The sequence below is a fragment of the Flavobacterium qiangtangense genome, from assembly GCF_042658345.1.
GTDB classification, from domain to species: Bacteria; Bacteroidota; Bacteroidia; order Flavobacteriales; family Flavobacteriaceae; genus Flavobacterium; species Flavobacterium qiangtangense.
The window spans coordinates 440,892-463,507 of sequence record NZ_JBHSQB010000004.1 but is presented as its reverse complement, the minus strand read 5'-3'; the positions used below and the strand labels follow the sequence as shown (position 1 = coordinate 463,507).

Annotated in this window: 21 protein-coding genes; 12 read left to right on the top strand and 9 right to left on the bottom strand. The window is 36.0% G+C overall.

Annotation, left to right across the window (positions count from 1 at the left end):
• Positions 1 to 11 precede the first annotated feature (11 nt).
• Entirely contained in the window at positions 12 to 335 is a 324-nt protein-coding gene (locus ACFPVY_RS05225) for a YbaB/EbfC family nucleoid-associated protein (protein ID WP_379790834.1), read from the top strand.
• 63 nt (positions 336 to 398) lie between these two features.
• On the opposite strand, the gene ACFPVY_RS05220 is transcribed toward ACFPVY_RS05225, so the two are convergent.
• Positions 399 to 1,424 (bottom strand): threonine aldolase family protein, encoded by a 1,026-nt coding sequence (locus tag ACFPVY_RS05220; protein WP_379790979.1) that lies wholly within the window; start codon positions 1,422 to 1,424, stop codon positions 399 to 401.
• A gap of 245 nt (positions 1,425 to 1,669) precedes the next feature.
• Between ACFPVY_RS05220 and prfB the strand changes: the two genes are divergently transcribed.
• A protein-coding gene (gene prfB / locus ACFPVY_RS05215) for a peptide chain release factor 2 (RefSeq protein WP_379790832.1) occupies positions 1,670 to 2,768 on the top strand; the annotation gives its coding sequence in 2 pieces (ribosomal slippage) (positions 1,670 to 1,732 and positions 1,734 to 2,768; 1,098 coding nt in all).
• A gap of 280 nt (positions 2,769 to 3,048) precedes the next feature.
• Positions 3,049 to 4,290 carry a GAF domain-containing sensor histidine kinase gene (locus ACFPVY_RS05210; RefSeq protein WP_379790830.1) on the top strand — a complete coding sequence of 414 codons (1,242 nt, stop codon included), beginning with the start codon at positions 3,049 to 3,051 and terminating at the stop codon, positions 4,288 to 4,290.
• A 50-nt stretch (positions 4,291 to 4,340) separates the two neighbouring features.
• Here the strand turns inward: ACFPVY_RS05210 and ACFPVY_RS05205 are convergent, their stop codons facing one another.
• The 3 genes from ACFPVY_RS05205 to ACFPVY_RS05195 form a co-directional block, all read right to left on the bottom strand.
• Complete coding sequence (locus tag ACFPVY_RS05205; RefSeq protein WP_379790828.1) at positions 4,341 to 5,111, bottom strand: dienelactone hydrolase family protein; 771 nt, start codon at positions 5,109 to 5,111, stop codon at positions 4,341 to 4,343.
• Positions 5,112 to 5,222: 111 nt separating this feature from the next.
• Positions 5,223 to 6,506 (bottom strand): inorganic phosphate transporter, encoded by a 1,284-nt coding sequence (locus tag ACFPVY_RS05200; protein ID WP_379790826.1) that lies wholly within the window; start codon positions 6,504 to 6,506, stop codon positions 5,223 to 5,225.
• A gap of 25 nt (positions 6,507 to 6,531) precedes the next feature.
• Complete coding sequence (locus tag ACFPVY_RS05195) at positions 6,532 to 7,176, bottom strand: DUF47 domain-containing protein (RefSeq protein ID WP_379790824.1); 645 nt, start codon at positions 7,174 to 7,176, stop codon at positions 6,532 to 6,534.
• Positions 7,177 to 7,349: 173 nt separating this feature from the next.
• On the opposite strand from ACFPVY_RS05195, the gene ACFPVY_RS05190 reads away from it, so the two are divergent.
• The 4 genes from ACFPVY_RS05190 to ACFPVY_RS05175 are packed head-to-tail and all read left to right on the top strand — an operon-like array spanning position 7,350 to position 11,737.
• A complete protein-coding gene (locus tag ACFPVY_RS05190) occupies positions 7,350 to 8,978 on the top strand; it encodes an acyl-CoA carboxylase subunit beta (protein WP_379790822.1) in 1,629 nt (542 codons plus the stop codon).
• A gap of 45 nt (positions 8,979 to 9,023) precedes the next feature.
• Positions 9,024 to 9,689, top strand: coding sequence for a class I SAM-dependent methyltransferase (locus tag ACFPVY_RS05185; RefSeq protein WP_379790820.1), 666 nt, complete (start codon positions 9,024 to 9,026; stop codon positions 9,687 to 9,689).
• Complete coding sequence (locus ACFPVY_RS05180; protein ID WP_379790818.1) at positions 9,690 to 10,121, top strand: RDD family protein; 432 nt, start codon at positions 9,690 to 9,692, stop codon at positions 10,119 to 10,121.
• On the top strand, positions 10,118 to 11,737 hold the full coding sequence (locus ACFPVY_RS05175) for a M1 family metallopeptidase (protein WP_379790816.1): 1,620 nt from the start codon (positions 10,118 to 10,120) through the stop codon (positions 11,735 to 11,737). Before ACFPVY_RS05180 ends, ACFPVY_RS05175 begins: the two co-directional genes overlap by 4 nt.
• A 35-nt stretch (positions 11,738 to 11,772) precedes the next feature.
• Here ACFPVY_RS05175 and ACFPVY_RS05170 read toward each other — a convergent pair whose 3' ends face one another.
• Both ACFPVY_RS05170 and ACFPVY_RS05165 read right to left on the bottom strand, forming a co-directional pair.
• The gene (locus ACFPVY_RS05170) at positions 11,773 to 12,822 is read right to left on the bottom strand and encodes an AMP-binding protein (RefSeq protein ID WP_379790814.1); all 1,050 of its coding nucleotides are present in this window, start codon (positions 12,820 to 12,822) and stop codon (positions 11,773 to 11,775) included.
• A gap of 17 nt (positions 12,823 to 12,839) precedes the next feature.
• Positions 12,840 to 13,742: a CPBP family intramembrane glutamic endopeptidase gene (locus ACFPVY_RS05165; protein ID WP_379790812.1), complete on the bottom strand. Its 903-nt coding sequence runs from the start codon at positions 13,740 to 13,742 to the stop codon at positions 12,840 to 12,842.
• A 101-nt stretch (positions 13,743 to 13,843) separates the two neighbouring features.
• Between ACFPVY_RS05165 and arsC the strand changes: the two genes are divergently transcribed.
• Together arsC and ACFPVY_RS05155 are read left to right on the top strand one after the other, a co-directional pair.
• Positions 13,844 to 14,185 (top strand): arsenate reductase (glutaredoxin), encoded by a 342-nt coding sequence (gene arsC, locus ACFPVY_RS05160; RefSeq protein ID WP_379790809.1) that lies wholly within the window; start codon positions 13,844 to 13,846, stop codon positions 14,183 to 14,185.
• Between the two features lie 96 nt (positions 14,186 to 14,281).
• Positions 14,282 to 16,780, top strand: a complete 2,499-nt coding sequence (locus tag ACFPVY_RS05155; RefSeq protein ID WP_379790807.1) for a TonB-dependent receptor — start codon at positions 14,282 to 14,284, stop codon at positions 16,778 to 16,780.
• Between the two features lie 100 nt (positions 16,781 to 16,880).
• On the opposite strand, the gene ACFPVY_RS05150 is transcribed toward ACFPVY_RS05155, so the two are convergent.
• Entirely contained in the window at positions 16,881 to 17,051 is a 171-nt protein-coding gene (locus ACFPVY_RS05150) for a hypothetical protein (RefSeq protein WP_379790805.1), read from the bottom strand.
• Between the two features lie 174 nt (positions 17,052 to 17,225).
• On the opposite strand from ACFPVY_RS05150, the gene fumC reads away from it, so the two are divergent.
• Together fumC and ACFPVY_RS05140 are read left to right on the top strand one after the other, a co-directional pair.
• Entirely contained in the window at positions 17,226 to 18,623 is a 1,398-nt protein-coding gene (gene fumC / locus ACFPVY_RS05145) for a class II fumarate hydratase (RefSeq protein ID WP_379790803.1), read from the top strand.
• Positions 18,624 to 18,741: 118 nt separating this feature from the next.
• Positions 18,742 to 19,098 carry a hypothetical protein gene (locus tag ACFPVY_RS05140; protein ID WP_379790801.1) on the top strand — a complete coding sequence of 119 codons (357 nt, stop codon included), beginning with the start codon at positions 18,742 to 18,744 and terminating at the stop codon, positions 19,096 to 19,098.
• Positions 19,099 to 19,101: 3 nt separating this feature from the next.
• On the opposite strand, the gene ACFPVY_RS05135 is transcribed toward ACFPVY_RS05140, so the two are convergent.
• Entirely contained in the window at positions 19,102 to 19,800 is a 699-nt protein-coding gene (locus tag ACFPVY_RS05135) for a DUF1003 domain-containing protein (protein ID WP_379790799.1), read from the bottom strand.
• A gap of 55 nt (positions 19,801 to 19,855) precedes the next feature.
• Positions 19,856 to 20,935 (bottom strand): magnesium/cobalt transporter CorA, encoded by a 1,080-nt coding sequence (corA, locus tag ACFPVY_RS05130; RefSeq protein ID WP_379790797.1) that lies wholly within the window; start codon positions 20,933 to 20,935, stop codon positions 19,856 to 19,858.
• Positions 20,936 to 21,186: 251 nt separating this feature from the next.
• Between corA and hutI the strand changes: the two genes are divergently transcribed.
• Entirely contained in the window at positions 21,187 to 22,422 is a 1,236-nt protein-coding gene (hutI, locus tag ACFPVY_RS05125) for an imidazolonepropionase (protein WP_379790795.1), read from the top strand.
• Positions 22,423 to 22,616 lie beyond the last annotated feature (194 nt).

The following is a 22,616-nucleotide window of genomic DNA, read 5'->3' as shown; positions in this document are numbered from 1 at the left end:
AATTTATCAACATGTTTGGAGACATAATGGGAATGATGGGCAAACTGAAAGAAACCCAGCAAAAAATTGAAGAAACTAAAAAAAGGCTAGACAGCGTTTTAATTGACGAACAAAGCAGTGACGGACTTTTAAAGGTGACGTTGACCGCAAATCGCACCATAAAATCTATTGAAATAGACGATAGTTTATTGGAAGACAAAGAGCAATTGGAAGATTATTTGGTCTTAGTTATGAACAAAGCCATCGAAAAAGCTACCAAAGTAAATGATGCTGAACTGGGTGCTGTCGCTCAAGACGGAATGCCAAATATTCCAGGATTGGATATGTTTAAGTAAAATTTAGGCAATACGCTTTAAGCTGTAAGCATTTGCCTAAAGCTTAAAGCTTATTGCCTATTGCTACAAAGAAAGTTTCTGCAACGCCTCTAAAACATACGTATGCATCACATCTCGGTAATCCAGATGCGTCACGATTCTCAATTTTCCTTTTCCTAAAGAACTGATGAAAATATTCTTTTGTTTCAATTTTTCAATGACCAAATTTTCATCGTATTGCTGTTTTACAGCAAAAATTAAAATATTGGTTTCCACCGGCTCAACACTTTCTACCCAAGGTAATTGTTTAAGTAAAAAAGCCAATTCCTTCGCTTTATTATGGTCTTCTTGCAAACGGCTTACGTTGTGTTGCAACGCATAAATTCCGGCTCCAGCCAAATATCCAGCTTGACGCATTCCTCCTCCAAAAATCTTTCTGACTCTCAAAGCCCGGTTCATCGTTTCCTTATCTCCAACCAAAACCGAACCCACCGGAGCGCCCAATCCTTTTGACAAACAAACCGAAATTGTATCGAAAATTTCTCCAAAATGTCTCGGATTTTGCCTTTTTGCAACCAAAGCATTCCAAATTCTGGCGCCGTCCAAATGATATTTCAAGTTGTTTTGCGTGCAAACTTCCTTAATTTTTCGAAGGTCTTCCATTTCATAACATGCTCCTCCACCCTTATTTGTCGTATTTTCAATGCTCACCAAACTCGTCAGTGGACTATGATAAAAATCTGGCGGATTAATCGCATCTTTCACTTGTTCTGCAGTAATCATTCCTCGGTTTCCATCCACCAAATTGCACGAAACTCCGCTGTTAAACGACGCTCCGCCTCCTTCATAATGAAAAATATGAGCCCATTTATCACAAATAATCTGCTCACCAGGATTTGTGTGTAACTTAATCGCCGTTTGATTTGCCATTGTTCCCGAAGGAAAAAATAACGCGGCTTCCATGCCAAATATATTTGCAACCATCTCCTCTAACTCGTTGACAGTCGGGTCTTGCTTATAAACGTCGTCTCCTACTTTTGAGCGAAACATCTGCTGTAACATTTCATTGCTCGGCTTGGTAACCGTATCACTAACTAAATTTATTTCCATAATATCAAAAGTATGCCTTATTTTTGTTTCATTAAAACGGCTATTTTCTTCATTTGAAGCTAATCCTGCTTTTTGTTGCAATCTTTTTTGTCAACTCCTTTTTTTGTAAAAAGAAAAAAGAGCTTCCGCTGGTCGCTTTTTTTCTTTAACAAAAAATAGTCATTGCCTAAAAAAGGATTTCCACGACAATCAGGGCTAAAAATAAGTGCTAGCCAGAAAATTTTACACAAAAATATATATAATTTATGACAACTACCGAACAAATTAAAGGTATTGTGGAGCGCCTTGGTGCGTTGAGGAGGTATCTTTGACGTCGATAAGAAACTAATCGAAATCACAAACGAAGAAGAAAAAACCTTGGCTCCAGATTTTTGGAACAACCCAAAAGAAGCCGAAACTTTCGTTAAAGTATTGCGTTCCAAGAAGAAATGGGTCGAAGATTACAACAAAGCGGTTTCAATGACCGACGAGTTGCAAATTGCCTATGAATTTTACAAAGAAGGCGAACTCACCGCAGAAGAATTGGATGAACAATTTAATGCGACCAATTTGCACATCGAAAACATCGAATTTAAGAACATGCTTTCTGACGAAGGCGATTCTTTAAGCGCTGTTTTGCAAATCACAGCCGGCGCTGGCGGAACCGAAAGTTGCGACTGGGCGTCAATGCTGATGCGTATGTATATGATGTGGGGCGAGAAAAATGGCTACAAAATCAAAGAATTGAACTTTCAAGAAGGCGAAGTCGCAGGAATTAAAACTGTTACGCTGGAATTTGAAGGCGATTATTCTTTTGGTTATTTGAAAGGCGACAACGGCGTGCATCGTTTGGTCAGAATTTCTCCTTTTGATAGTAATGGAAAACGCCATACTTCCTTCGCTTCTGTTTACATTTATCCTTTGGTCGATGATTCTATTGAAATTGACATCAATCCTGCTGATATTGAGATAATTACTTCTCGTTCAAGCGGTGCTGGAGGACAAAATGTGAACAAGGTAGAAACTAAAGTACAACTTTTCCATAAACCAACCGGAATTCAGATTCAGTGTTCTGAAACGCGTTCACAGCAAGACAACAGACAGCGCGCGATGCAAATGTTAAAATCGCAATTGTATGAAATTGAGCTAAAAAAACAAATGGCGCAACGTGCTGATATTGAAGCCGGAAAGATGAAAATCGAATGGGGTTCGCAAATCAGAAATTACGTAATGCATCCTTATAAATTGGTCAAAGACGTCAGAACAAGCTATGAAACCAGCGATGTGGAAGGCGTTATGAACGGTGACATCGATGAATTCTTGAAAGCGTATTTGATGATGATGGGCCAAAAAGAAGAGGACTAAAATTTAGGATATAAACTCCAAACTTGTCATTCCGACGAAGGAGGAATCCCTTATAGTAGCTAACTATCGTAAAGATTCTTCACTCATAGGAATGAAAAATTATCTTTAAAAAGGTGGTATTTTTAGAGCTAAAACAAAGCTTTTAAAGTATCGCCTTTTCCCTCCCTTAGAAATTTTAATATTTTTTTAAGAAATATGGTTTAAGTGTAACAATTTATAAAAATTGTAGTATTACCTTTATCAAAGATTTTACAAAACTGAATATTGGTTTTAAAATTCAATGATACAGAAAGTTATGATTTACGAGAAACCTATTTCAATACTACCAATTAACGAATCACTGCGAATTCAGAAGCTTCGCGACTATCAAATTCTCGATACGCATTCTGAAGACACGTTTGATAAAATAGCTTTATTGGCTTCGCAAATTTTCAATACGCCGAGCGCGTATGTGACTTTTGTGGATACAAATCGAGTTTATTTCAAGGCGAGCATTGGTTCTTTTCAAGAAACTGAAGTTGCCAGAGAAGATAGTTTATGTTCTTTGGCGATTCTAGATGATAAAAATACCGTATTTAACGACACGCATACGTCGCCAGATTTGATGGGAAGTCCCTATGTTTCGAATATTGGCGGGATTAGATTTTATGCCGGAGCACCTTTAAAATCGCCGGAAGGTTATTCGATGGGGACCGTTTGCGTTGTAGACAGCGTTCCGAGAGAAGTTACAGACGAACAATTGGAAATGCTTCGAACTTTGTCTGATATTGTGATGAACAAGCTGGAAAGCAGATTGCGTTACAACAACATAATCAAATCACAAAGCGACTTGATGGGAATTGCTTTGCACGAAATTAAAAATCCGGTGGCTTCAATTAGTTTGGCCAATGATATTTTGAGAATCGACGGAACAAAAATTCCGAAAATGACCGATATGATTAAACGTTGTGTCGTAACTATTCAAGCAAAGTTAGCCGATTTATTAAAACTTTCTGAAGACGAAGAAACCGACCAAAAGTTATCTATTGAAGAAGCTGATTTGAATGAAATGTTACATCGTTTGGTAAACAATTTCGAATTATTGGCAAACAAGAAAAATCAAATCGTTGAATTGACAGTTGATGATTCGTTGCCAAAAATCAATATTGATAAAACTAAGATTTCTGATGTTTTGCACAATTTGATGAGTAATGCAATCAAATATTCTTACAGCAATTCTACTATAAAAATTATTGCCAAGAAAATTGACGACTTCGTGGAAATCGAATTTAAAGACCAAGGCCAAGGTTTGAACGATGAAGATGCTGAAAAACTTTTCAAGAAATTCGCAAAATTAAGTTCAAAACCCACAGGAAGAGAATCTTCAAACGGATTGGGCCTTTCCATCTGCAAATCTTTGGTGGAATTACACAACGGACAAATTTTTGCAAAAAGTCCGGGAAAAGAATTAGGAACTTCCTTTTATATTTCGCTTCCGATAATTTATAGACATCGAAACGAAACTGAAGAAGCTTATTCATAAAAAAAAAGCATCCGCTACAAACGGATGCTTTTTTTAACGAAGAAATAATTTTATTTGAATACTTCTTTAAAGAAAACTTTCATTGCTTCCCAAGAACGTTTATCTGCTAATTCATTGTAAGCTGCTCCTTTTGAATTGTCGTTTCCTGCACTTTTTTCAGTAAAAGCGTGAACTGCATTCGCATAATAATTCATCTGCCAATCTGCTTTTGAACTTCTCATTTCATCTTGAAAGGCTTTGATTTCAGCTTCTGGAACATAAGAATCATCAGCTCCGTGAAGCACTAAAACTTTTGGAGAAATTGGATTTATTTGTCTAGAAGCATCTTTTCCTAAACCTCCGTGAAACGAAATTACACCTTTCACTTTCATGTTGGTTCGAGCGGCTTCTATAGCTCCAGTTCCGCCGAAACAATAACCGATTACAATAATATTATCAACATTTGCTCCTTGTTTCACTAATTCGGCCAAAGCCAAAGAAATTCTTTTTTGGTATTCAGTGATATTCTTTTTGTAAAATCCTGCCTTCTCTCCTGCTTCTTTTGCATCTTTTGGTCTTTTGTTAACACCATAAATATCGGCCACAAAAGCATAATAGCCCATCGCAGAAAGTTCTGTCGCCACTTCTTCAGAATGTGCGTCAATTCCTTTCCAAGCTGGAAGAATCAAAACTCCTGGTTTATTGGTATTTGCTTTTTTCGGAATTGCAGAAAGACCGCTTAAAACTTGTGCATCGTCTTTGTATTCGACTTTTGTAAATTGCGCTGACGCGGAAGTTGTTATGATTATGGATAAAATCATAGGAATGTATTTTGCTCTCATAAATTGATTTTTTATAAAATTAGGCATTATTACCGAAACGAAAGTTAAGATTTGTTTAAAACAAAAAACCACCGCCGAAGCAATGGTTTTCATTATTTGATTTTATGCAGATTACATAAATAAAGATAAAATATAATAAACTAATGCAGCCAATACCGCAGAAATTGGAATAGTCAAAACCCAAGCCCACAAAAGGCTAACGGTAACTCCCCATCTTACCGCAGAAACACGTTTAGTTAATCCAACACCGATAATTGAACCTGTAATCGTGTGTGTTGTACTTACTGGAATTTTTAAATGTTCTGTAAAATATAAAGTCAATGCTCCGGCAGTTTCAGCAGCAACACCTTCAAAAGAAGTTACTTTGGTGATTTTTGATCCCATTGTTTTTACGATCTTCCAACCTCCGCTCATCGTTCCTGCAGCAATTGCAGAATAACAAGCTAACGGAATCCATTCTGGCATTTTAAAATGTCCTTCTCCATCCGGAAGCACAACGTCCAACCACTCAGGCATAGCGTCTTGGGCAGAACCAGTTGTGTGAATATAAACTGCAACGGCCGCTGCGATGATTCCCATTACTTTTTGCGAGTCATTTCCACCATGACCTAAACTGAATGCTGCGGAAGAAAGCAACTGCATTTTCTTTAGCCAAGATTCTGATTTGCTATGACTTAAGCTACTGAAAAATAAGCAAAATGTACTTACAGATAATATGATAAATGCCACTAAAAACCATTTGATATTGTGTGCTTCAAACGCAACACTCCAAAAATGTGAGTCAAAACGCGGTTCTTTAATTTTATCGTAAGGAACCATTTGGTACCAAACAAAAGCAATTGTAGCGATCATTAAGGCGCCTGTAAATAACTTTGGATAAATACTTTTTTTAGAAGAATTCAATAACCAAATTGAAATTAAATAGGAAGCCAAAGCTCCTAAAAGCGGTGCCAAAACAATAAAGGCGACAATAATTAAAACTCCAGAAGGCATTCCTCCATTTTTACCAGCACTATACCAATTGACAACGTCAAAACCGGCGTGAGCAATTGCAGCTCCGGCAAAACCACCAATTAATGTATGTGAAGAACTAGAAGGAATTCCGAGCCACCAAGTCAGTAAGTTCCAGCAGATTGCGGCGATGACTCCGGCTAAAATTACAACAAGATTGATATCCATCGTGTTGGCTGTTTTTGCAACTGTATCGGCGACACCAAATCCGAAAACCCAGTAAGCCAAGAAGTTAAAGAACGCAGCCCAAACAACAGCTTGAAATGGCGTAAGTACTTTTGTGGCAACAATTGTTGCAATTGCGTTCGCCGCATCGTGAAATCCATTGATATAATCAAAGATTAATGCGAGAACGATTATGACGATTAATAACGTAAAATCCATAAGATTGTTTAGTCAGAAATGAATATTATGAGTGCTTAACCACCACAGATTCTAGAACATTTGCTACACTTTTACATTTATCTGAAGCAGATTCAAGTGCTGACAAAACTTCTTTATATTTGATAATATTTTTAGCATCAGTCTCATTTTCAAAGATATCTGCAACTGCTTTATCAAAAACATTATCTGCTTTACTTTCCAACTTGTTGATTTTTTTACAAGCTTCAGAAATCGCTTTTAAGTTCTTCAAATCTTTCAATTCTTTAATTGCAATCTCAATTTGCTGACACGCTTCAAGGTTGATTTCAGTTAATTTACGAATAGATTTTGTAATTTTCTCAACTTGATAAAGTCTCATTCTTGAAGCAGAACCGTGCAAGTAATCGGCAACATCGTCCATTGATTTTACAAGTGCGTGAATATCTTCACGATCAAATGGAGTAATAAAATTTCTACTTAATTCAAGGTGCGTTTTATGAGTGATTTCCTCAATAACGGCTTCCAATTCTTCAATTTTTCTAAAATAATTTTCTCTTTCTCCCTTTGGCGCGTTAACTGCTTCGTGAAGAGTTTCGGCTAAAACGGTTAAATTTTGAGAAGCTTGTTCAAAAAGAGGAAAGAACTTTTTATCTTTCGGAACTAAAAACTGGAAAATGCTGTTTAAAGACATAGTTTAATTATTTATTGGTGCAAATGTATCTCTTTAATGTTAAGGCAATATTAAGAAATGATAAATATGCAGTTATTAAAATTTACGATTTGGTAATATTGAAAAGGCATCAATGAAAACGTTTTCGTACTTTAGCGCTCACAAAATTAAGCAGAACTATACTCAATACTATTATGGACATTAACTTCAATAAAAACGAAGACCACAACAAACTTTTATTATCTGATTTAAGACAAAAATTCGCCAAAGTAAAATTAGGCGGAGGCGAAAAAAGAATAGAAAAACTGCACGCGGAAGGCAAAATGACGGCTCGCGAAAGAATCGATTATTTGCTGGACTCCAATAAAGAGAGTATCGAAATTGGTGCTTTTGTTGGTGACGGAATGTATGCGGAACACGGAGGCTGTCCTTCCGGTGGCGTTGTCATCAAAATTGGATATGTCAAAGGAAAACAGTGCATTGTTGTTGCAAATGATGCAACTGTTAAGGCCGGAGCTTGGTTTCCGATTACTGGAAAAAAGAATCTTCGCGCGCAAGAAATTGCAATGGAAAACCGTCTTCCGATCATCTATTTGGTAGATTCTGCCGGAGTTTATTTGCCATTGCAAGATGAAATTTTTCCTGATAAAGAACATTTCGGAAGAATTTTTAGAAACAATGCCATCATGAGCAGTATGGGAATTACCCAAATCGCTGCTGTTATGGGAAGTTGTGTTGCCGGCGGAGCGTATCTTCCGATTATGTCTGACGAAGCTTTGATCGTTGATAAAACCGGAAGTATTTTCTTGGCCGGAAGTTATTTGGTTAAAGCAGCAATCGGGGAAAGTATTGATAATGAAACACTTGGCGGTGCAACAACACATTGTGAAATCTCTGGAGTGACTGATTATAAAGCAAAAGACGATAAAGATGCTTTGGATAAAATCAAAAATATAGTTGACAAAATTGGAGAATATGACAAAGCGGGTTTCAGCAGAATTAAGTCTGAAAAACCAGCTTTAGACGAAAAAGACATCTACGGAATTCTTCCAAAAGCAAGAAACGAACAATATGATATGATGGAAATCATCAATCGTTTGGTTGATAATTCTGAATTTGAGCCTTACAAAGATGGTTACGGACAAACGATTATCACAGGTTACGCCAGAATTGACGGCTGGGCTGTGGGAATCGTTGCCAATCAAAGAAAAGTGGTAAAATCAAAAAAGGGTGAAATGCAATTTGGAGGCGTAATTTACTCAGATTCTGCTGATAAAGCGACTCGTTTTATTGCGAATTGCAACCAAAAGAAAATTCCTTTGGTTTTTCTTCAAGATGTGACCGGTTTTATGGTCGGAAGCAAATCTGAACACGGCGGCATTATTAAAGATGGTGCCAAAATGGTAAACGCAGTTTCGAATTCCGTAGTTCCAAAATTTACCGTAATCGTAGGAAATTCGTATGGCGCCGGAAATTACGCAATGTGCGGAAAAGCGTATGATCCAAGATTGATTTTTGCTTGGCCAAGTGCAGAATTAGCAGTTATGGGCGGAACTCAAGCCGCAAAGGTTTTGGCACAAATCGAAGCCTCTTCTTTAAAAGCAAAAGGCGAAGTAATCGACGAAGTAAAAGAAAAAGAGCTTTTTGATAAAATCAAGGCAAAATATGACGCGCAAGTTTCTCCTTATTATGCTGCCTCACGTTTATGGACAGACGCAATCATCGATCCGCTTGAAACTAGAACTTGGATTTCCATGGGGATCGAAGCCGCAAACCACTCACCTATTGAAAAGAAATTTAATTTAGGCGTAATTCAGGTTTAAAACAGACCGCAGATTTCAGATTTCAGTGACACAGAATAATTACAAATGGGAAACCTTTCTGAACAAGAACTTAAAGAATTAGCATCGCAATTAAGCCATCCAAAAGGCAAAAACGGAACTGCGACTGCCAAAAGTATGAACGTTGCGAATGATAACATGATTCGCAACGTCATCAATCAAATCGATATTTTTGACGATATAAATGTCTTAGAAATCGGACCAGGAAATGGTTTGCACATCAAGTACTTATTCGAGAAAAAACCAAATATAAACTACACCGGAATTGATATTTCGGAATTAATGATTCAGGAAGCAACCGATTTAAATTCAGAATTTACCAAAAACGGAAAAGTAATTTTCGAACTGACAAATGGCGAAATCGTCGAAAAAGAAAACAATTCTTTAAATGCAATTTTCACGGTAAACACTTTATATTTCTGGAAAAACCCAAAAGAATACCTTCAAGAATTATATCGAGTTTTGAAAAATGAAGGCCAACTAATTTTAGGATTTGTTCCAAAAAGTACGATGGAGAAAATTCCGTTTACCAAATATGGTTTCGAATTGTATGACAGTGAAAGCGTTCAAAATTTATTGGAAGAAATCGGCTTTAAAATCGACAAAATTATTTCTGAAACCGAGGAAGTTTTAAGTAACACTGGAGATAAAAAGATTCGTACATTTACGGTAATTAAAGCCTTAAAGAATTAAATGGGAGTTATTATTGCTAAAAAACGGGAACGAATTGTTGCATTTATCGCTGACTTTTTAATTTATTTATTGATTTTTTTGCTCTTCCTTTTTTTGTGGGGAAACCCAAATTATAAAAGTAACGGATATGAAGTAACTGGATTTCCTGCATTTATTTTATTTTTAATTGGAATAATGCTTTGGCCAATCAGCGAAAGTATATTTGGGCAAACTATTGGAAAACGAATTGTTGGAATTCGTGTTTTAAATGGTAAAAATTATAAACATTTAAGTTTGGGCCAAGCATTCATCAGATTTATTTTCGGTTACATAGATATTATATTTTTTATAGGTTTAATCGTGGCTTCAACAAATAAAGAGAATAAACGAATTGGAGATTATGTGGCAAAAACAGTTGTGATTGATTTAGATAAATCTCAGATTCGAATATGAAAAAATTATTATTAGCTTCTTCATTACTTTTAACTTTTAGTATTTCTGCCCAAGAATTTACTAGAAAAGACTCACTTCAAGGCGGATTTTCTTTTGAAAGAATTTCTTATGACGTGCAACGATATGACTTGAATATCGCGATAAATATTGAAGAAAGGTCAATTACTGGTTACAACGATATTACGTTCAAGATTGTAGAAAATACATCGAAAATTCAAGTTGATTTGTTCGAAAATATGCAAGTGGACAGTATTGTTTTCGAAGGAAAAAAGTTAAACTACAAAAGAGAATTTGGTGCAGTATTTTTAGATTTTGGAAAACCATTGACGAAAAATTTTTCCGATAAAAAGATTCGGTTTTATTATTCAGGAAAGCCTTTGGTTGCCAAAAATGCGCCTTGGGATGGCGGTTTTGTTTTCAATAAAGATGTTAATGGAAAACCGTGGATTGGCGTTGCAGTTCAAGGAACTGGAGCGAGTTTGTGGTATCCGGTGAAAGATTCTCAGAGCGACGAACCAGATTTTGGCGCTTCAATAAAAGTTGCGGTTCAAAATGGTTTGATGAATGTTTCCAACGGAAGATTTTTGGGAAGCGAAGACTTGAAAAACGGTTACACGCGTTGGGATTGGGAAGTGAAAAGTCCGATAAATACCTATAACATTACGGTTAATATTGGCGATTATGTTCACATTCATGATAATCTTGATGGATTGGATTTGGATTATTACGTTTTACGAAATAACGAAGAAAAGGCAAAAAAACATTTTGAGGAAGTAAAACCGATGATGAATTGTTTTCAGTCTAAGTTTGGAAAATATCCTTTTGCACAAGACGGCTATAAATTGGTTGAAACTTCTTATTTAGGTATGGAACACCAAAGTGCTGTGGCTTACGGAAATAAGTATAGAAAAGGTTACGCCGGACGAGATATGACTGGCACCGGAATTGGGATACTTTTCGATTACATTACGATTCACGAAAGCGGTCACGAGTGGTTTGGAAACAGCATTACTTCAAAAGACATCGCCGATATGTGGATTCACGAAGGTTTTACAACCTATTCAGAATCAGTGTTTGTAGAATGTCTTTATGGTGCAGAAAAAGCCCAGGAATATCTTAACGGGCAAAAACGATCTGTGCAAAATGACCACCCGATCATCGGCCAATATCTAGTCAATAAAGAAGGTTCAACAGATATGTATTACAAAGGCGCGCAACTTTTAAATACGTTGCGACACATTGTAAATGACGATGAAAAATGGTGGAAAATGATTTTAAAATATTCTGAAACGTATCGTCATAAAATAATTGATACCAAAACTGTTGTCGATTATTTTAATACAGAAACAGGAAAAGATTTGACTGCTATTTTTAACCAATATTTGAATTACACCAACATTCCAATTCTAGAATATAAAATCGAAAAAAATAAAATCGATTACCGCTGGAAAACAGATGTTACAGATTTTAAAATGCCAGCCGTTTTAAAAGTTGGAAGTAAAGAAATTCGTTTAGATGCAACAAATGATTGGCAATCTTATAAAGTGAAAGCTAAAAAAGAAGAAGAGATTTCGTTTGAGAACAAAAGGTTTTTTATAAAGCTTTCTAAAAATTAAACATAAAAAAAGCGTTCGATTGAACGCTTTTTTTATTAAGATACACTCTCCAGACTCTCGGCTCTTAAAACTTTTCCGGTTGAAGTTTCTGAGAATTTTGGAACAAACAAAACCACTTTCGGTTTTTCATATTTTCCCAAGTCGCCAAACGCTTGGTCGTCGATAACATAAGGATCTCCTTCAACGGCCAAAACTAACATCTCGCCTAATTCTTCGCTTTCTCTTGAAGCTACAAAAAATCGTCGGTTAATTTTATGTGATAATTTTTCCTCAATTTGCTCTGGAAAAAGTTTTACGCCACCGCTGTTGATTACGTTGTCAATTCTTCCCAGCCAAATAAATTCTTGGTCGTTTAAAATTTTCACAACGTCATTCGTGACGATTGTTTCCACTGAAATTCTTGGCGCATTAATTACCAAACAATGTCTTTCGTCTTCAGAAACCGTAATATTTGGCAACACTTTAAAAGCCTCCTCGCCTACTTTTTTAGCAGCAATATGTGTGATTGTTTCAGTCATTCCATACGTTTCATAAATCTCCGTAGGAATTTCAACAAGCTCTTTTGTCAACGCCGAACTAACTTTTGCACCACCAATAATCAACTTTTTAATTTGTGGCAATTTATCTAACGAATGTTGCACTTGAAGTGGCACCATCGCACCAAAATCATACGTTTGATCATTTCTTTCCAACGGAGTTGACGTCGGTTCTACAAAATCAATATCTAAACCAAGGATAAAACCTCTGACCAGCATCATTTTTCCAGCAACATATTGCGCCGGAAGACAATGAAGAACACGATTTCCTGGTTCTAACTCAAAGAAATCTCCTGTTGATAACGCAGAATTTACCATCGATTGTTTATCTACTTTTATCTTTTTTGGAGCGCCAGTTGTTCCAGAAGTCGTCATTTCGATATAATCATTTTGGTCAAACCAATCAAGAATAAACATGCCGACTGGCTTTTCATACGCTTCACCTTCCTTAATATAACTGTATGCAATTCTGCACAAATCATCTCTATCCAAACTAAAACCATTTAATTTAAAACGGTTGTGAACATTATTATATGTTGGAGTTTCCATATTTTTTTCTTTCTAAATTAATCAATTTTTTCAACCAAAAGTAATTTGCCCGTAAGTTTTTGTTTCCAATTTTTCCACTTGTATTTTCTAGCAAAAATGTACAGAAGAATTGGGAAAACAATAAAAACAGGAAGCACGATATCAAATCCAGCGGAAGGTTCAGAAACGTCTTTAAGTATGGAATGCGTTTGAAAAGCAGTCCAATCGGCGGTTAAAAGTAAGGCTCCAACTAAATTATTGGCGGCGTGAAATCCGAGTGAAAGTTCCAAACCTTCGTCCATCAAAGTTAAAATTCCTAAGAAAAATCCAGTACCGATGTAATAAATCATGATTAACGGTCCAATTTTCGCCACTTCTGGATTTGCAGCGTGCATCAATCCAAATAAAATCGATGTAATTAATAACGGAATTAATCTACTATTTGTCACAACGCCAATTCCTTGCATCATGTAACCTCTGAATAAATATTCTTCAAAACTGGTTTGCAACGGAATTAAAATCATTCCTAAAAATAAAAAGGTGAAAAACGGACCTGGCTTAAAATTGTAAACATAATTTTCTGGAGTTGCCAAATATGCCAATAAAATCATGACAATTGTTATTGTTGAACATAATCCGAAGGAGAAAAAAATTCGTTTCCAATCGACTTTTGGCCGCGACGTTGTCAAACTTCTAATGCTTTGGCCGTGAACAAATTTGACCCAAAACAGAAGAAATAAACACGCAAAAGAAAGCGGCCCAACCATCAGCACAAAAGTTACATTTGTACCCAATTGTTCAATCATATTGTGCATCATTTTTTCAACATCCATTCCCTGTGTTCCTATAAAATTTAGGACCATCAAGCCAATGAAACCAACCGGAATTGGCAGATATAACCAAATATTAAAGCGACTATTTTTTACTTGTTCGATATACATTTATCTGATTTTTAAGTGTTTCTAAATTTTAGAATTTAAAATTCGTTTCCGACTAAATTAGTGCATTTTAAAAATATATTGGTTTCTTTGTAGAAAAATTTATGATAAAAATATATCACAATCCGCGTTGCGGGAAATCAAGAGAAGGCCTTCAGATACTTGAAAACTCTGGAAAAGATTTTGAAGTTGTAAAATATTTTGAAAATGTTCCGAGTTTTGAGGAATTGGAATCTATAATTGAAAAATTAGCAATCAAACCAATTGACTTGGTTAGACAAAAAGAAAAAATTTGGATAGAAAATTTTAAAGGAAAAACAATGTCTGATGATGAGACGATTTCTGCGATGATTTCAAACCCCATTTTAATCGAAAGACCAATTGTTGTTAACGGAAATAAGGTCGCAATAGGCCGTCCTCCACAAAATATAGCGGAAATCCTTTAAGATATTCGTTCCAAGTTTTAACAAAGGTTTGTGAAATCACGGTTAAACCTAGTCTTACTTTTGCGGTCTAAAGTCAATGAACCAACTTTCTATTTAATGAAAAATTTAAAATTTGCAATATCCCTCCTATTGCTATTCGTTTCGCTTTTGAGTTCTGCACAAGAACGATCTCAAGCAAAAAAAGTCACAATTACTGGTAAAATTACTGAAAAACTTTCGGCACAACCACTTGCCTACGCAACAGTTTCGTTACACAAAAGCGAAAATCCTGAAGTCGCTGTTGCCGGCGGATTGGCTGACGAAAACGGTAATTTTACGATTGAGGTAAACGCTGGAACTTATGATATTAAGTTCGAATTTATTTCTTTTAAAGCTATTGAATTAAAATCTCAGAGCATTCAAACTGATAAAAATTTAGGCACAGTTGCTTTAGACCAAGATGCAGAAATGCTTGACGCCGTTGAAATTCGTGCCGAAAGATCTACTGTCGAAATAAAACTTGACAAAAAAGTTTATAATGTGGGAAGCGACATGATTGTAAAAGGCGGAAGCGTGAGCGACGTTCTTGACAATGTGCCGTCAGTTTCTGTGGATGTTGAAGGAAATGTGAGCCTTCGCGGAAATGAAAATGTTAGAATTTTGATCGACGGAAGACCTTCTGGTGGTGTAAATATCGCTGATGTTTTAAAATTGCTTCCGGCTGATTCTGTTGATAAAGTGGAAGTTATCACAAATCCTTCAGCGAGATATGATGCTGAAGGTGGCGGTGGAATCTTGAATATTATTCTGAAAAAAGGTAAAAATCAAGGAATTAACGGTATCGTAACTTTATCAACCGGAGATCCTGCAAATCATGGTTTTACCGGAAATGTAAACTACAAGACAGAAAATTTCAACCTTTTTACAACGCAAGGTTACAGTTACAGAAAAGGTCCTGGAAATTTCTTGAATAATACAGAATATTTAGACCAAGAAACTGGCCAAACTACTGGTTTTCTTGACGAAAGAAGAAACAACGAACGATTGAATAAAAGTTACAACGGAAACTTTGGTTTTGATTGGTACTTAGATAAATCAACAACTTGGACAAATACTGTGGGTTACAGAAGAAGCACGGGCGGAAATCCAGACAATGTTTTTCAATATAGATATGACGCCGACAGAAATTTGACGTCGATCGTAAACCGTTTTAACAGTGAAGATAATAAAGATACAAACCTTGATTTCTCTTCAAATTTCATTAAAAAATTCGCGAAAGAAGGACATCAGTTGACGGTTGATTTTTTAGTTTCAAAAAGTAAAGACGACGATAATTCTGGAATCAGCACAGATGAATTGCTTGAAGGTTCAGCAAATGTTCCGGCTGGCGATCAAAGAACTACAAGTCTTCAGGATCAAACCAGAACGATGATTCAAGCAGATTATGTTTTGCCGATTGGCGAGAAAAGTCAATTTGAAGCAGGTTACCGCGGAAATTTCACCGAATTGCTTACAGATTACAACGTTGAAAATTTTCAAAATGGACTTTGGGTAAATGATGAAACGTTTACAAATAGCCTTGAATATGTAGAAAATATCAATGCTTTGTACACAAGTTTTGGATCAAAAATAAATAAATTCTCATATTTGTTAGGACTTCGTTGGGAAGATTCAAATATCCAAATCAACCAATTTACGACGGCTGATTTCAACACAAAAAAGTATAATAATTTTTTCCCAAGTGCTTTCGTGGCCTACGAATTTGGAGAATCTAGTAGTGTTTCGTTAAGTTACAGCAGAAGAATTTCTAGACCAAGATCACGTTCGATCAACCCGTTTTCAAGCTTGTCAAGTAACGTAAATTTATTTACAGGTAATCCAGATTTGGATGCTTCGTTAACCGATTCATTTGACTTGGGATTCTTGAAAAAATGGAGCCAATTTACATTCAATACTTCGATGTATTTTAACAGAACAAACGACGCTGTTCAATATGTAAGAAACACAGAAACAATTGATTTTAATAACGTTCCTACTGAAGTTTTGGTAACAAGACCAGTAAACATTGGAGTTGAAGACCGTTTTGGTTTTGAATTTACATTATCGTACACTCCTTATAAATGGTGGAAATTGAACAGTAATTTCAACTTATTTAGAAACCAAACTAAAGGAAGTTACGCATATTTAGACTTAGACGGAAATGAAGAACTAATTGATTTCAGCAACACGGCTTACTCTTGGTTTGCAAGAATTAATTCAAGAATAAACCTGCCACTTGGAATCGATTGGCAAACTAATGCAACTTACAACGCGCCTCAAACAAACGCTCAAGGTCGTTCAAAAGGTATTTTAGCAGCAAATCTTGCTTTCAGCAAAGACGTTTTAAAAGACAAAGCAACGATTGCCTTAAATGTAAATGACTTATTTAATTCAAGAAAAAGAATTACGGAAACCAACTTGCCTACTCAAAATGCTTATACCGAAATGCAATGGAGAGAAAGACAAGTAACTTTGACTTTCACGTATCGTTTCAACAAACAGAAAAATGAAAGAGAAAAAACCGCCAAAAAACCTGGATCAGATTCAGACAACGGCGGTGAAGAATATGGTGGATAAAACACAAAAAGGGCAATCGATTTGATTGCCCTTTTTTAATAAATAGCTTGCATAAAAAAAGGAACCAATTTGGTTCCTTTTTATTTTTAGAGTGTCAGAATTAAACTGATTGCTCTTGTTTCTTTTTTGCTCTTCTTTCTTTGATTAATTCAATGATAGAACCTCCAAGCCAATATTGCACGAAGCCAACCAAGAAAATCATTAGCCAAAACCCTAAAGTCAAGACGCTTAAGAAAAGTAAGAAACCTAAATACTGTTGAAATTCAAACATATTTTCCGGAATTTTTTTGAATATCTGTCAAAGATAAGCGTAATAATGGTTTTGACCAATAAAAACAGGGAAAATAATTTTTAAATCATTTTTTAAACCTACTTATAATCCTTATTTTTGGGCTGATTTAAAAAAATCATCTTTTATAAATAACAAACAACAAACATACACACAATGGAATACAGAATTGAAAAAGACACGATGGGTGAAGTAAAAGTTCCTTCTGAAAAATATTGGGGAGCTCAAACAGAACGTTCAAGAAACAACTTTAAAATTGGTCCGTCGGCGTCAATGCCAAAAGAAATCATCGAAGGTTTTGCTTATTTGAAAAAAGCGGCTGCTTATGCAAACCACGATTTAGGCGTTTTGCCAGTTGAAAAAAGAGATGCAATTGCAGCAGTTTGTGATGAAATCTTGGCAGGAAAATTAGATGCAGAATTTCCATTAGTAATTTGGCAAACAGGTTCTGGAACGCAAAGTAACATGAACGTGAACGAAGTTGTGGCAAACAGAGCGCAAGTTTTAGCCGGACACAAAATTGGCGAAGGCGAGCAATTCATCAAAGCAAATGACGATGTAAACAAATCACAATCTTCAAACGATACTTACCCAACAGGAATGCACATTGCAGCTTACAAAGCAGTTGTGGAAGTAACGATTCCGGGTGTTGAAAAATTAAGAGATACGCTTCACGCAAAATCTGAAGCTTTTAAAAACGTAGTAAAAATTGGAAGAACGCATTTAATGGATGCGACGCCGCTGACTTTAGGTCAAGAAATTTCTGGTTATGTGGCGCAATTAAACTACGGATTAAAAGCGTTAAAAAATACGTTGGCACACCTTTCAGAAGTAGCTTTAGGAGGAACTGCCGTTGGAACTGGATTAAATACTCCAGAAGGTTATGACGTGAAAGTAGCTGAATACATTGCTAAATTCACAGGCCATCCATTCGTTACAGCTCCAAATAAATTTGAAGCTTTAGCCGCTCACGACGCAATTGTTGAAACACACGGCGCTTTAAAACAATTGGCGGTTTCTTTGAATAAAATTGCAAATGACGTGAGAATGATGGCTTCAGGACCACGTTCAGGAATTGGCGAAATCTTGATTCCAGAAAACGAACCGGGTTCTTCAATCATGCCAGGAAAAGTAAATCCTACGCAATGTGAGGCGTTGACAATGGTTTGCGCTCAAGTTATGGGTAACGACGTGACCATCACAATCGGCGGAACTCAAGGTCATTATGAATTGAATGTTTTCAAACCATTAATGGCGGCAAACTTCTTACAATCGGCTCGTTTGTTAGGCGATGCTTGTGTTTCTTTCGACGAACATTGCGCAAAAGGAATCGAACCAAATTACACAAGAATCAAAGAATTGGTTGACAATTCATTGATGTTGGTTACGGCTTTAAACACAAAAATTGGATATTACAAAGCAGCAGAAATTGCTCAAACAGCCCACAAAAACGGAACAACTTTGAAAGAAGAATCAGTACGTTTAAGCTATGTAACTCCAGAAGATTTTGATGCTTGGGTAAAACCGGAAGATATGGTGGGAAGCTTGAAATAATTATGAATTATGAATTATAAGTTATGAATTACTTTAAGTAATTTGTGATTTAAATATAAAAAACCTGAAGTTTGTGCTTCAGGTTTTTTTGCATGTTTACAATTAAAATTTTTGAATTATGAATTATAAACAAATTATAATCCTGTTTTTATTATCAAGTATATTTTCTTGTAAAAACCATACAACAAAATTTGATAAAATTTTATGGGATAAAAAAGAAGATGTATTTTTTGATAACCGAAAAGATATTGTGGATGACTTAATGAAAAATCATTTGCGTAGAGGAATGCATTACAAACAAATTATACAACTAATCGGAGAACCACAATACAAACAAGATTCAACAGAAATATCTTATGAGATTTCCGTAGAGTTTGGACGACTAGATATTGATCCTATAAAATCATCAAGTTTAGTTCTTCAATTTAATGATTCGCTTTTACAAAACTTTCATCTTGAAGAATATGGAAAATAAAATCTATTTCTTCTCATTAATTTTCGACAAAATATCCTGCATCATATCCATTTGCACTTTTTGGATTTCGAGCATCGATTGTTCTTGATGAAGCAATAAATGATCTATTTTCTCATGTAACATTCTGATTTCCAATTCAGATTTTAAGTTGATCATATAATCTTTTTTGGCACGATCGCGATCTCTTTCCTCCGTTCTATTTTGGCTCATCATAATCACCGGAGCTTGCAATGCGGCAACGCAAGACAAAATTAAATTCAGCAAAATAAACGGATACGGATCAAAACCTTTGTTAGAAAGTATAAAAACATTTGCCGCAATCCAAATCAATAAAAAAGATAAGAACGAAATTATAAAAGTCCAACTTCCGCCAAAAGTAGCTACTTTATCAGCAACTTTTTGCCCAAAGGTAAAATCCTGAATTTCGTCATCCAATTTATCAGAAAGCGTCGCATTATCGCTCAAAGCATCCACAACAGTCTGCTCCATCGTTGACAATTCTCCCGTTTCCTTAATCAGCATTTCAGCAATATATTTCTCTCTGAAGGAATGCAATTCGCCCATCGACATACATTTTTCGCCTTCAAAATCTGGGTGTTCTTCCTTAATAAAATCCAATATCGATTTGCGAACCAATTTCGCCGAAACTTTCTCCGCTTCAGAATATTCCTTCCCAGAAATATCGCTAGTAAATTTTTTCATATAAATAAGTCATAAGTTGTAAAGTCTAAAAATCTAACCATCTAAGAAGTCTAAACTAAAACCAATGCTTCCTCCTAAAATAATAAACCATCCCAATAACCGTCAAAAACATCACGCCAAGCACAATAAAATAGCCATTTTCGCTCTTTAGTTCGGGCATATTTTCAAAGTTCATCCCATAAACTCCTACGATAAAAGTCAACGGCATAAAAATTACAGAAAAAATTGTCAATGTCTTCATAATCTGGTTCATCCGCTGACTTTGCATCGAAAAAAAGATATTTGAAGCACTTTCAAGCGACTTCAAATCATAATCAATCTGCTCTAAAATCTCCAAACTTTTTTGGTGCAAACGCTCAAAAAAAGCATAATTCGACTTTTCCATCAAAGCCAATTCATCTTCCCTACCCGATTTCAAAATAAACAGCGCGTCACGTAAAGGCACAATCGCACGCTTTAAAAAGTTCAAGTTTTCGCGCTCTCTTTCAATATTTTCTAAAACAATCGAACGATGATTATTTTTAGCTTCCACCAAAAGATTTTCAACCGCATTTTCATAATTTTCAATCGTGATGAAAAAATTTTCCATCACGGCATCCAGCAAAAGATACAGCAAATAATCATTCTTCTTTTTCCTTACAATCCCGCTGTGCGTCTTGATTCTTTCCCGAATATGTGTAAAAAACTCGCTCTTTTTCTCCTGAAAAGAAACTAAGATATTGTCTTTTAAAAGAAAACTAATCTGCTCCACACGAATCACATCGCTCTCATCTTTTTGCAAAACCGACTTGATGCTGAAGAACAAAACCTCGTCTAATTCGTCCATTTTTGTGCGTCGCGAAACATTCAAAACATCGCTCACAATAAAATTATCAAGCCCCAGCAAATCGCCCACATTCTTGATCAAATCCACATCGTGAAGCCCGTGAACATTCAACCATTTCACATCATTCGCCTGCAACGGATCTTCCAATTCCTTTTTCACGCGGTCCAACTTCACATTTTTATATTCCTCATAACCAGAATCATCATACACAAACAACTGCATTTCAACAGGTTCCGTCGTATAAATTCCGGTATATTCAAAATAATTTGGCTGCACGCGCCTAACTTCCTTATATTTTATTCGTCTCAAATCACTTTAATTTGTCATAAAGATAGGAGTTTTTAAAATTCCATTTTACATTTACAAAAATATTTGAAACGAATGGCAAATGATTTATCAGCCATCCATTTTCCCGCTTTCTGCAGTAGCTTTTCTCCGTACCGGAAGAAAAGGCTACTGTCGCCAATCGGGGTTAGAAAACAAACAAAAGGCTTACTTTTAAACATCAGAACCATTGCGCAAAACCGTGAACCTTAAACCCAAAACCCTGAACCATTAAAATGAGAACACTAATCACCAACATAAAAGAACTAATCCAAGTCAGAGAAACGCCATTAAAAAAAGTTTCAGGCGCTGCAATGGCCATTCTTCCAACCATCGAAAACGCGTATCTTTTAATCGAAGACAATATCATCGCTGACTTCGGAAAAATGGAAAACCTTCCAACTATTTCTCCAGAAAAAACCATCGACGCTGCAGGAAAAGTCGTTCTTCCCGCTTGGTGCGACAGCCACACGCACATTGTTTATGCAGGAAATCGCGTCCAAGAATTCGTCGACAGAATCAACGGATTATCCTATGAAGAAATTGCAAATCGTGGCGGTGGAATTTTAAATTCCGCTAAAAAACTAAACGAAACTTCCGAAGAAGAAATTTACAATCAGTCAAAATTGCGACTTGAAGAAGTGATGAGCCAAGGAACCGGAGCCGTAGAAATAAAATCGGGCTACGGCTTAACGGTCGAAGGCGAATTAAAAATGCTTCGCGTTATCAAGAAGTTGAAAGAAAATTATCCTGTTGAAATAAAAGCTACTTTTCTTGGAGCGCACGCATTTCCAACAGAATTTAAAGAAAATCATGCTGGATATATTGATGTAATAATAAACGAAATGCTTCCCAAAATTGACGAAGAAAATCTCGCAGATTACATCGACGCTTTCCTTGAAACTGGCTATTTTTCCATTGAAGAAACAGAAAAAATTATGGAAGCTGGAAAGAAATACGGCTTGACCGCAAAAATCCACGTCAATCAATTTACCGCCATCAACGGAATCGAAGCTTGCGTAAAACATAACGCGCTGTCTGTCGACCACCTTGAAATTGTAACCGATGAAGACATTGAAATCTTGAAAGATTCTGAAACAATGCCGGTTGCTTTGCCGTCGTGTTCTTATTTTATCAGCATTCCGTACACGCCAGCCAGAAAAATGATTCAAGCCGGTTTGCCAATTGCTTTAGCCTCTGATTTCAACCCAGGAACGACACCTTCTGGAAATATGAATTTCGTGGTTGCAACCGCTTGCATCAAAATGAAAATGACTCCAGAAGAAGCGATAAATGCCGCTACAATAAACGGCGCTTATGCCATAGGAATTTCTGAAACTCACGGTTCAATCACAAAAGGAAAACGCGCTAATTTAATTATTACAAAACCCATAACTTCTTATTATCAAATGCCTTACGCCTTTGGAACTAATTTAATTGATGAAGTAATTATTGAAGGAAAATTGATTTAAAAATTACACGGAGATTCTGAAAAAACAAACACAGATTTCTCAGATTTGCACAGATTTTTAAGTTATATTAATCGACGATCTTGTTTTCGAGGAACGAGGAATCCCCGCAAAATTTTCCATTTAGTGAGATGGGTAGAAATGGGCTAAAGCCCATTTTATTGAAAATTGCTCCCGCAAGTCGGCTTTAGCCAAAT

Excerpts from the sequence above, each read along its gene's own strand:
- ACFPVY_RS05225 (WP_379790834.1), top strand. The coding sequence starts at position 12 with ATGTTTGGAGACATAATGGGAATGATGGGCAAACTGAAAGAAACCCAG.
- ACFPVY_RS05220 (WP_379790979.1), bottom strand. The coding sequence starts at position 1,424 with ATGGAAATAAATTTAGTTAGTGATACGGTTACCAAGCCGAGCAATGAA.
- ACFPVY_RS05210 (WP_379790830.1), top strand. The coding sequence starts at position 3,049 with ATGATACAGAAAGTTATGATTTACGAGAAACCTATTTCAATACTACCA.
- ACFPVY_RS05205 (WP_379790828.1), bottom strand. The coding sequence starts at position 5,111 with ATGAGAGCAAAATACATTCCTATGATTTTATCCATAATCATAACAACT.
- ACFPVY_RS05200 (WP_379790826.1), bottom strand. The coding sequence starts at position 6,506 with ATGGATTTTACGTTATTAATCGTCATAATCGTTCTCGCATTAATCTTT.
- ACFPVY_RS05195 (WP_379790824.1), bottom strand. The coding sequence starts at position 7,176 with ATGTCTTTAAACAGCATTTTCCAGTTTTTAGTTCCGAAAGATAAAAAG.
- ACFPVY_RS05190 (WP_379790822.1), top strand. The coding sequence starts at position 7,350 with ATGGACATTAACTTCAATAAAAACGAAGACCACAACAAACTTTTATTA.
- ACFPVY_RS05185 (WP_379790820.1), top strand. The coding sequence starts at position 9,024 with ATGGGAAACCTTTCTGAACAAGAACTTAAAGAATTAGCATCGCAATTA.
- ACFPVY_RS05180 (WP_379790818.1), top strand. The coding sequence starts at position 9,690 with ATGGGAGTTATTATTGCTAAAAAACGGGAACGAATTGTTGCATTTATC.
- ACFPVY_RS05175 (WP_379790816.1), top strand. The coding sequence starts at position 10,118 with ATGAAAAAATTATTATTAGCTTCTTCATTACTTTTAACTTTTAGTATT.
- ACFPVY_RS05170 (WP_379790814.1), bottom strand. The coding sequence starts at position 12,822 with ATGGAAACTCCAACATATAATAATGTTCACAACCGTTTTAAATTAAAT.
- ACFPVY_RS05165 (WP_379790812.1), bottom strand. The coding sequence starts at position 13,742 with ATGTATATCGAACAAGTAAAAAATAGTCGCTTTAATATTTGGTTATAT.
- arsC (WP_379790809.1), top strand. The coding sequence starts at position 13,844 with ATGATAAAAATATATCACAATCCGCGTTGCGGGAAATCAAGAGAAGGC.
- ACFPVY_RS05155 (WP_379790807.1), top strand. The coding sequence starts at position 14,282 with ATGAAAAATTTAAAATTTGCAATATCCCTCCTATTGCTATTCGTTTCG.
- ACFPVY_RS05150 (WP_379790805.1), bottom strand. The coding sequence starts at position 17,051 with ATGTTTGAATTTCAACAGTATTTAGGTTTCTTACTTTTCTTAAGCGTC.
- fumC (WP_379790803.1), top strand. The coding sequence starts at position 17,226 with ATGGAATACAGAATTGAAAAAGACACGATGGGTGAAGTAAAAGTTCCT.
- ACFPVY_RS05140 (WP_379790801.1), top strand. The coding sequence starts at position 18,742 with ATGAATTATAAACAAATTATAATCCTGTTTTTATTATCAAGTATATTT.
- ACFPVY_RS05135 (WP_379790799.1), bottom strand. The coding sequence starts at position 19,800 with ATGAAAAAATTTACTAGCGATATTTCTGGGAAGGAATATTCTGAAGCG.
- hutI (WP_379790795.1), top strand. The coding sequence starts at position 21,187 with ATGAGAACACTAATCACCAACATAAAAGAACTAATCCAAGTCAGAGAA.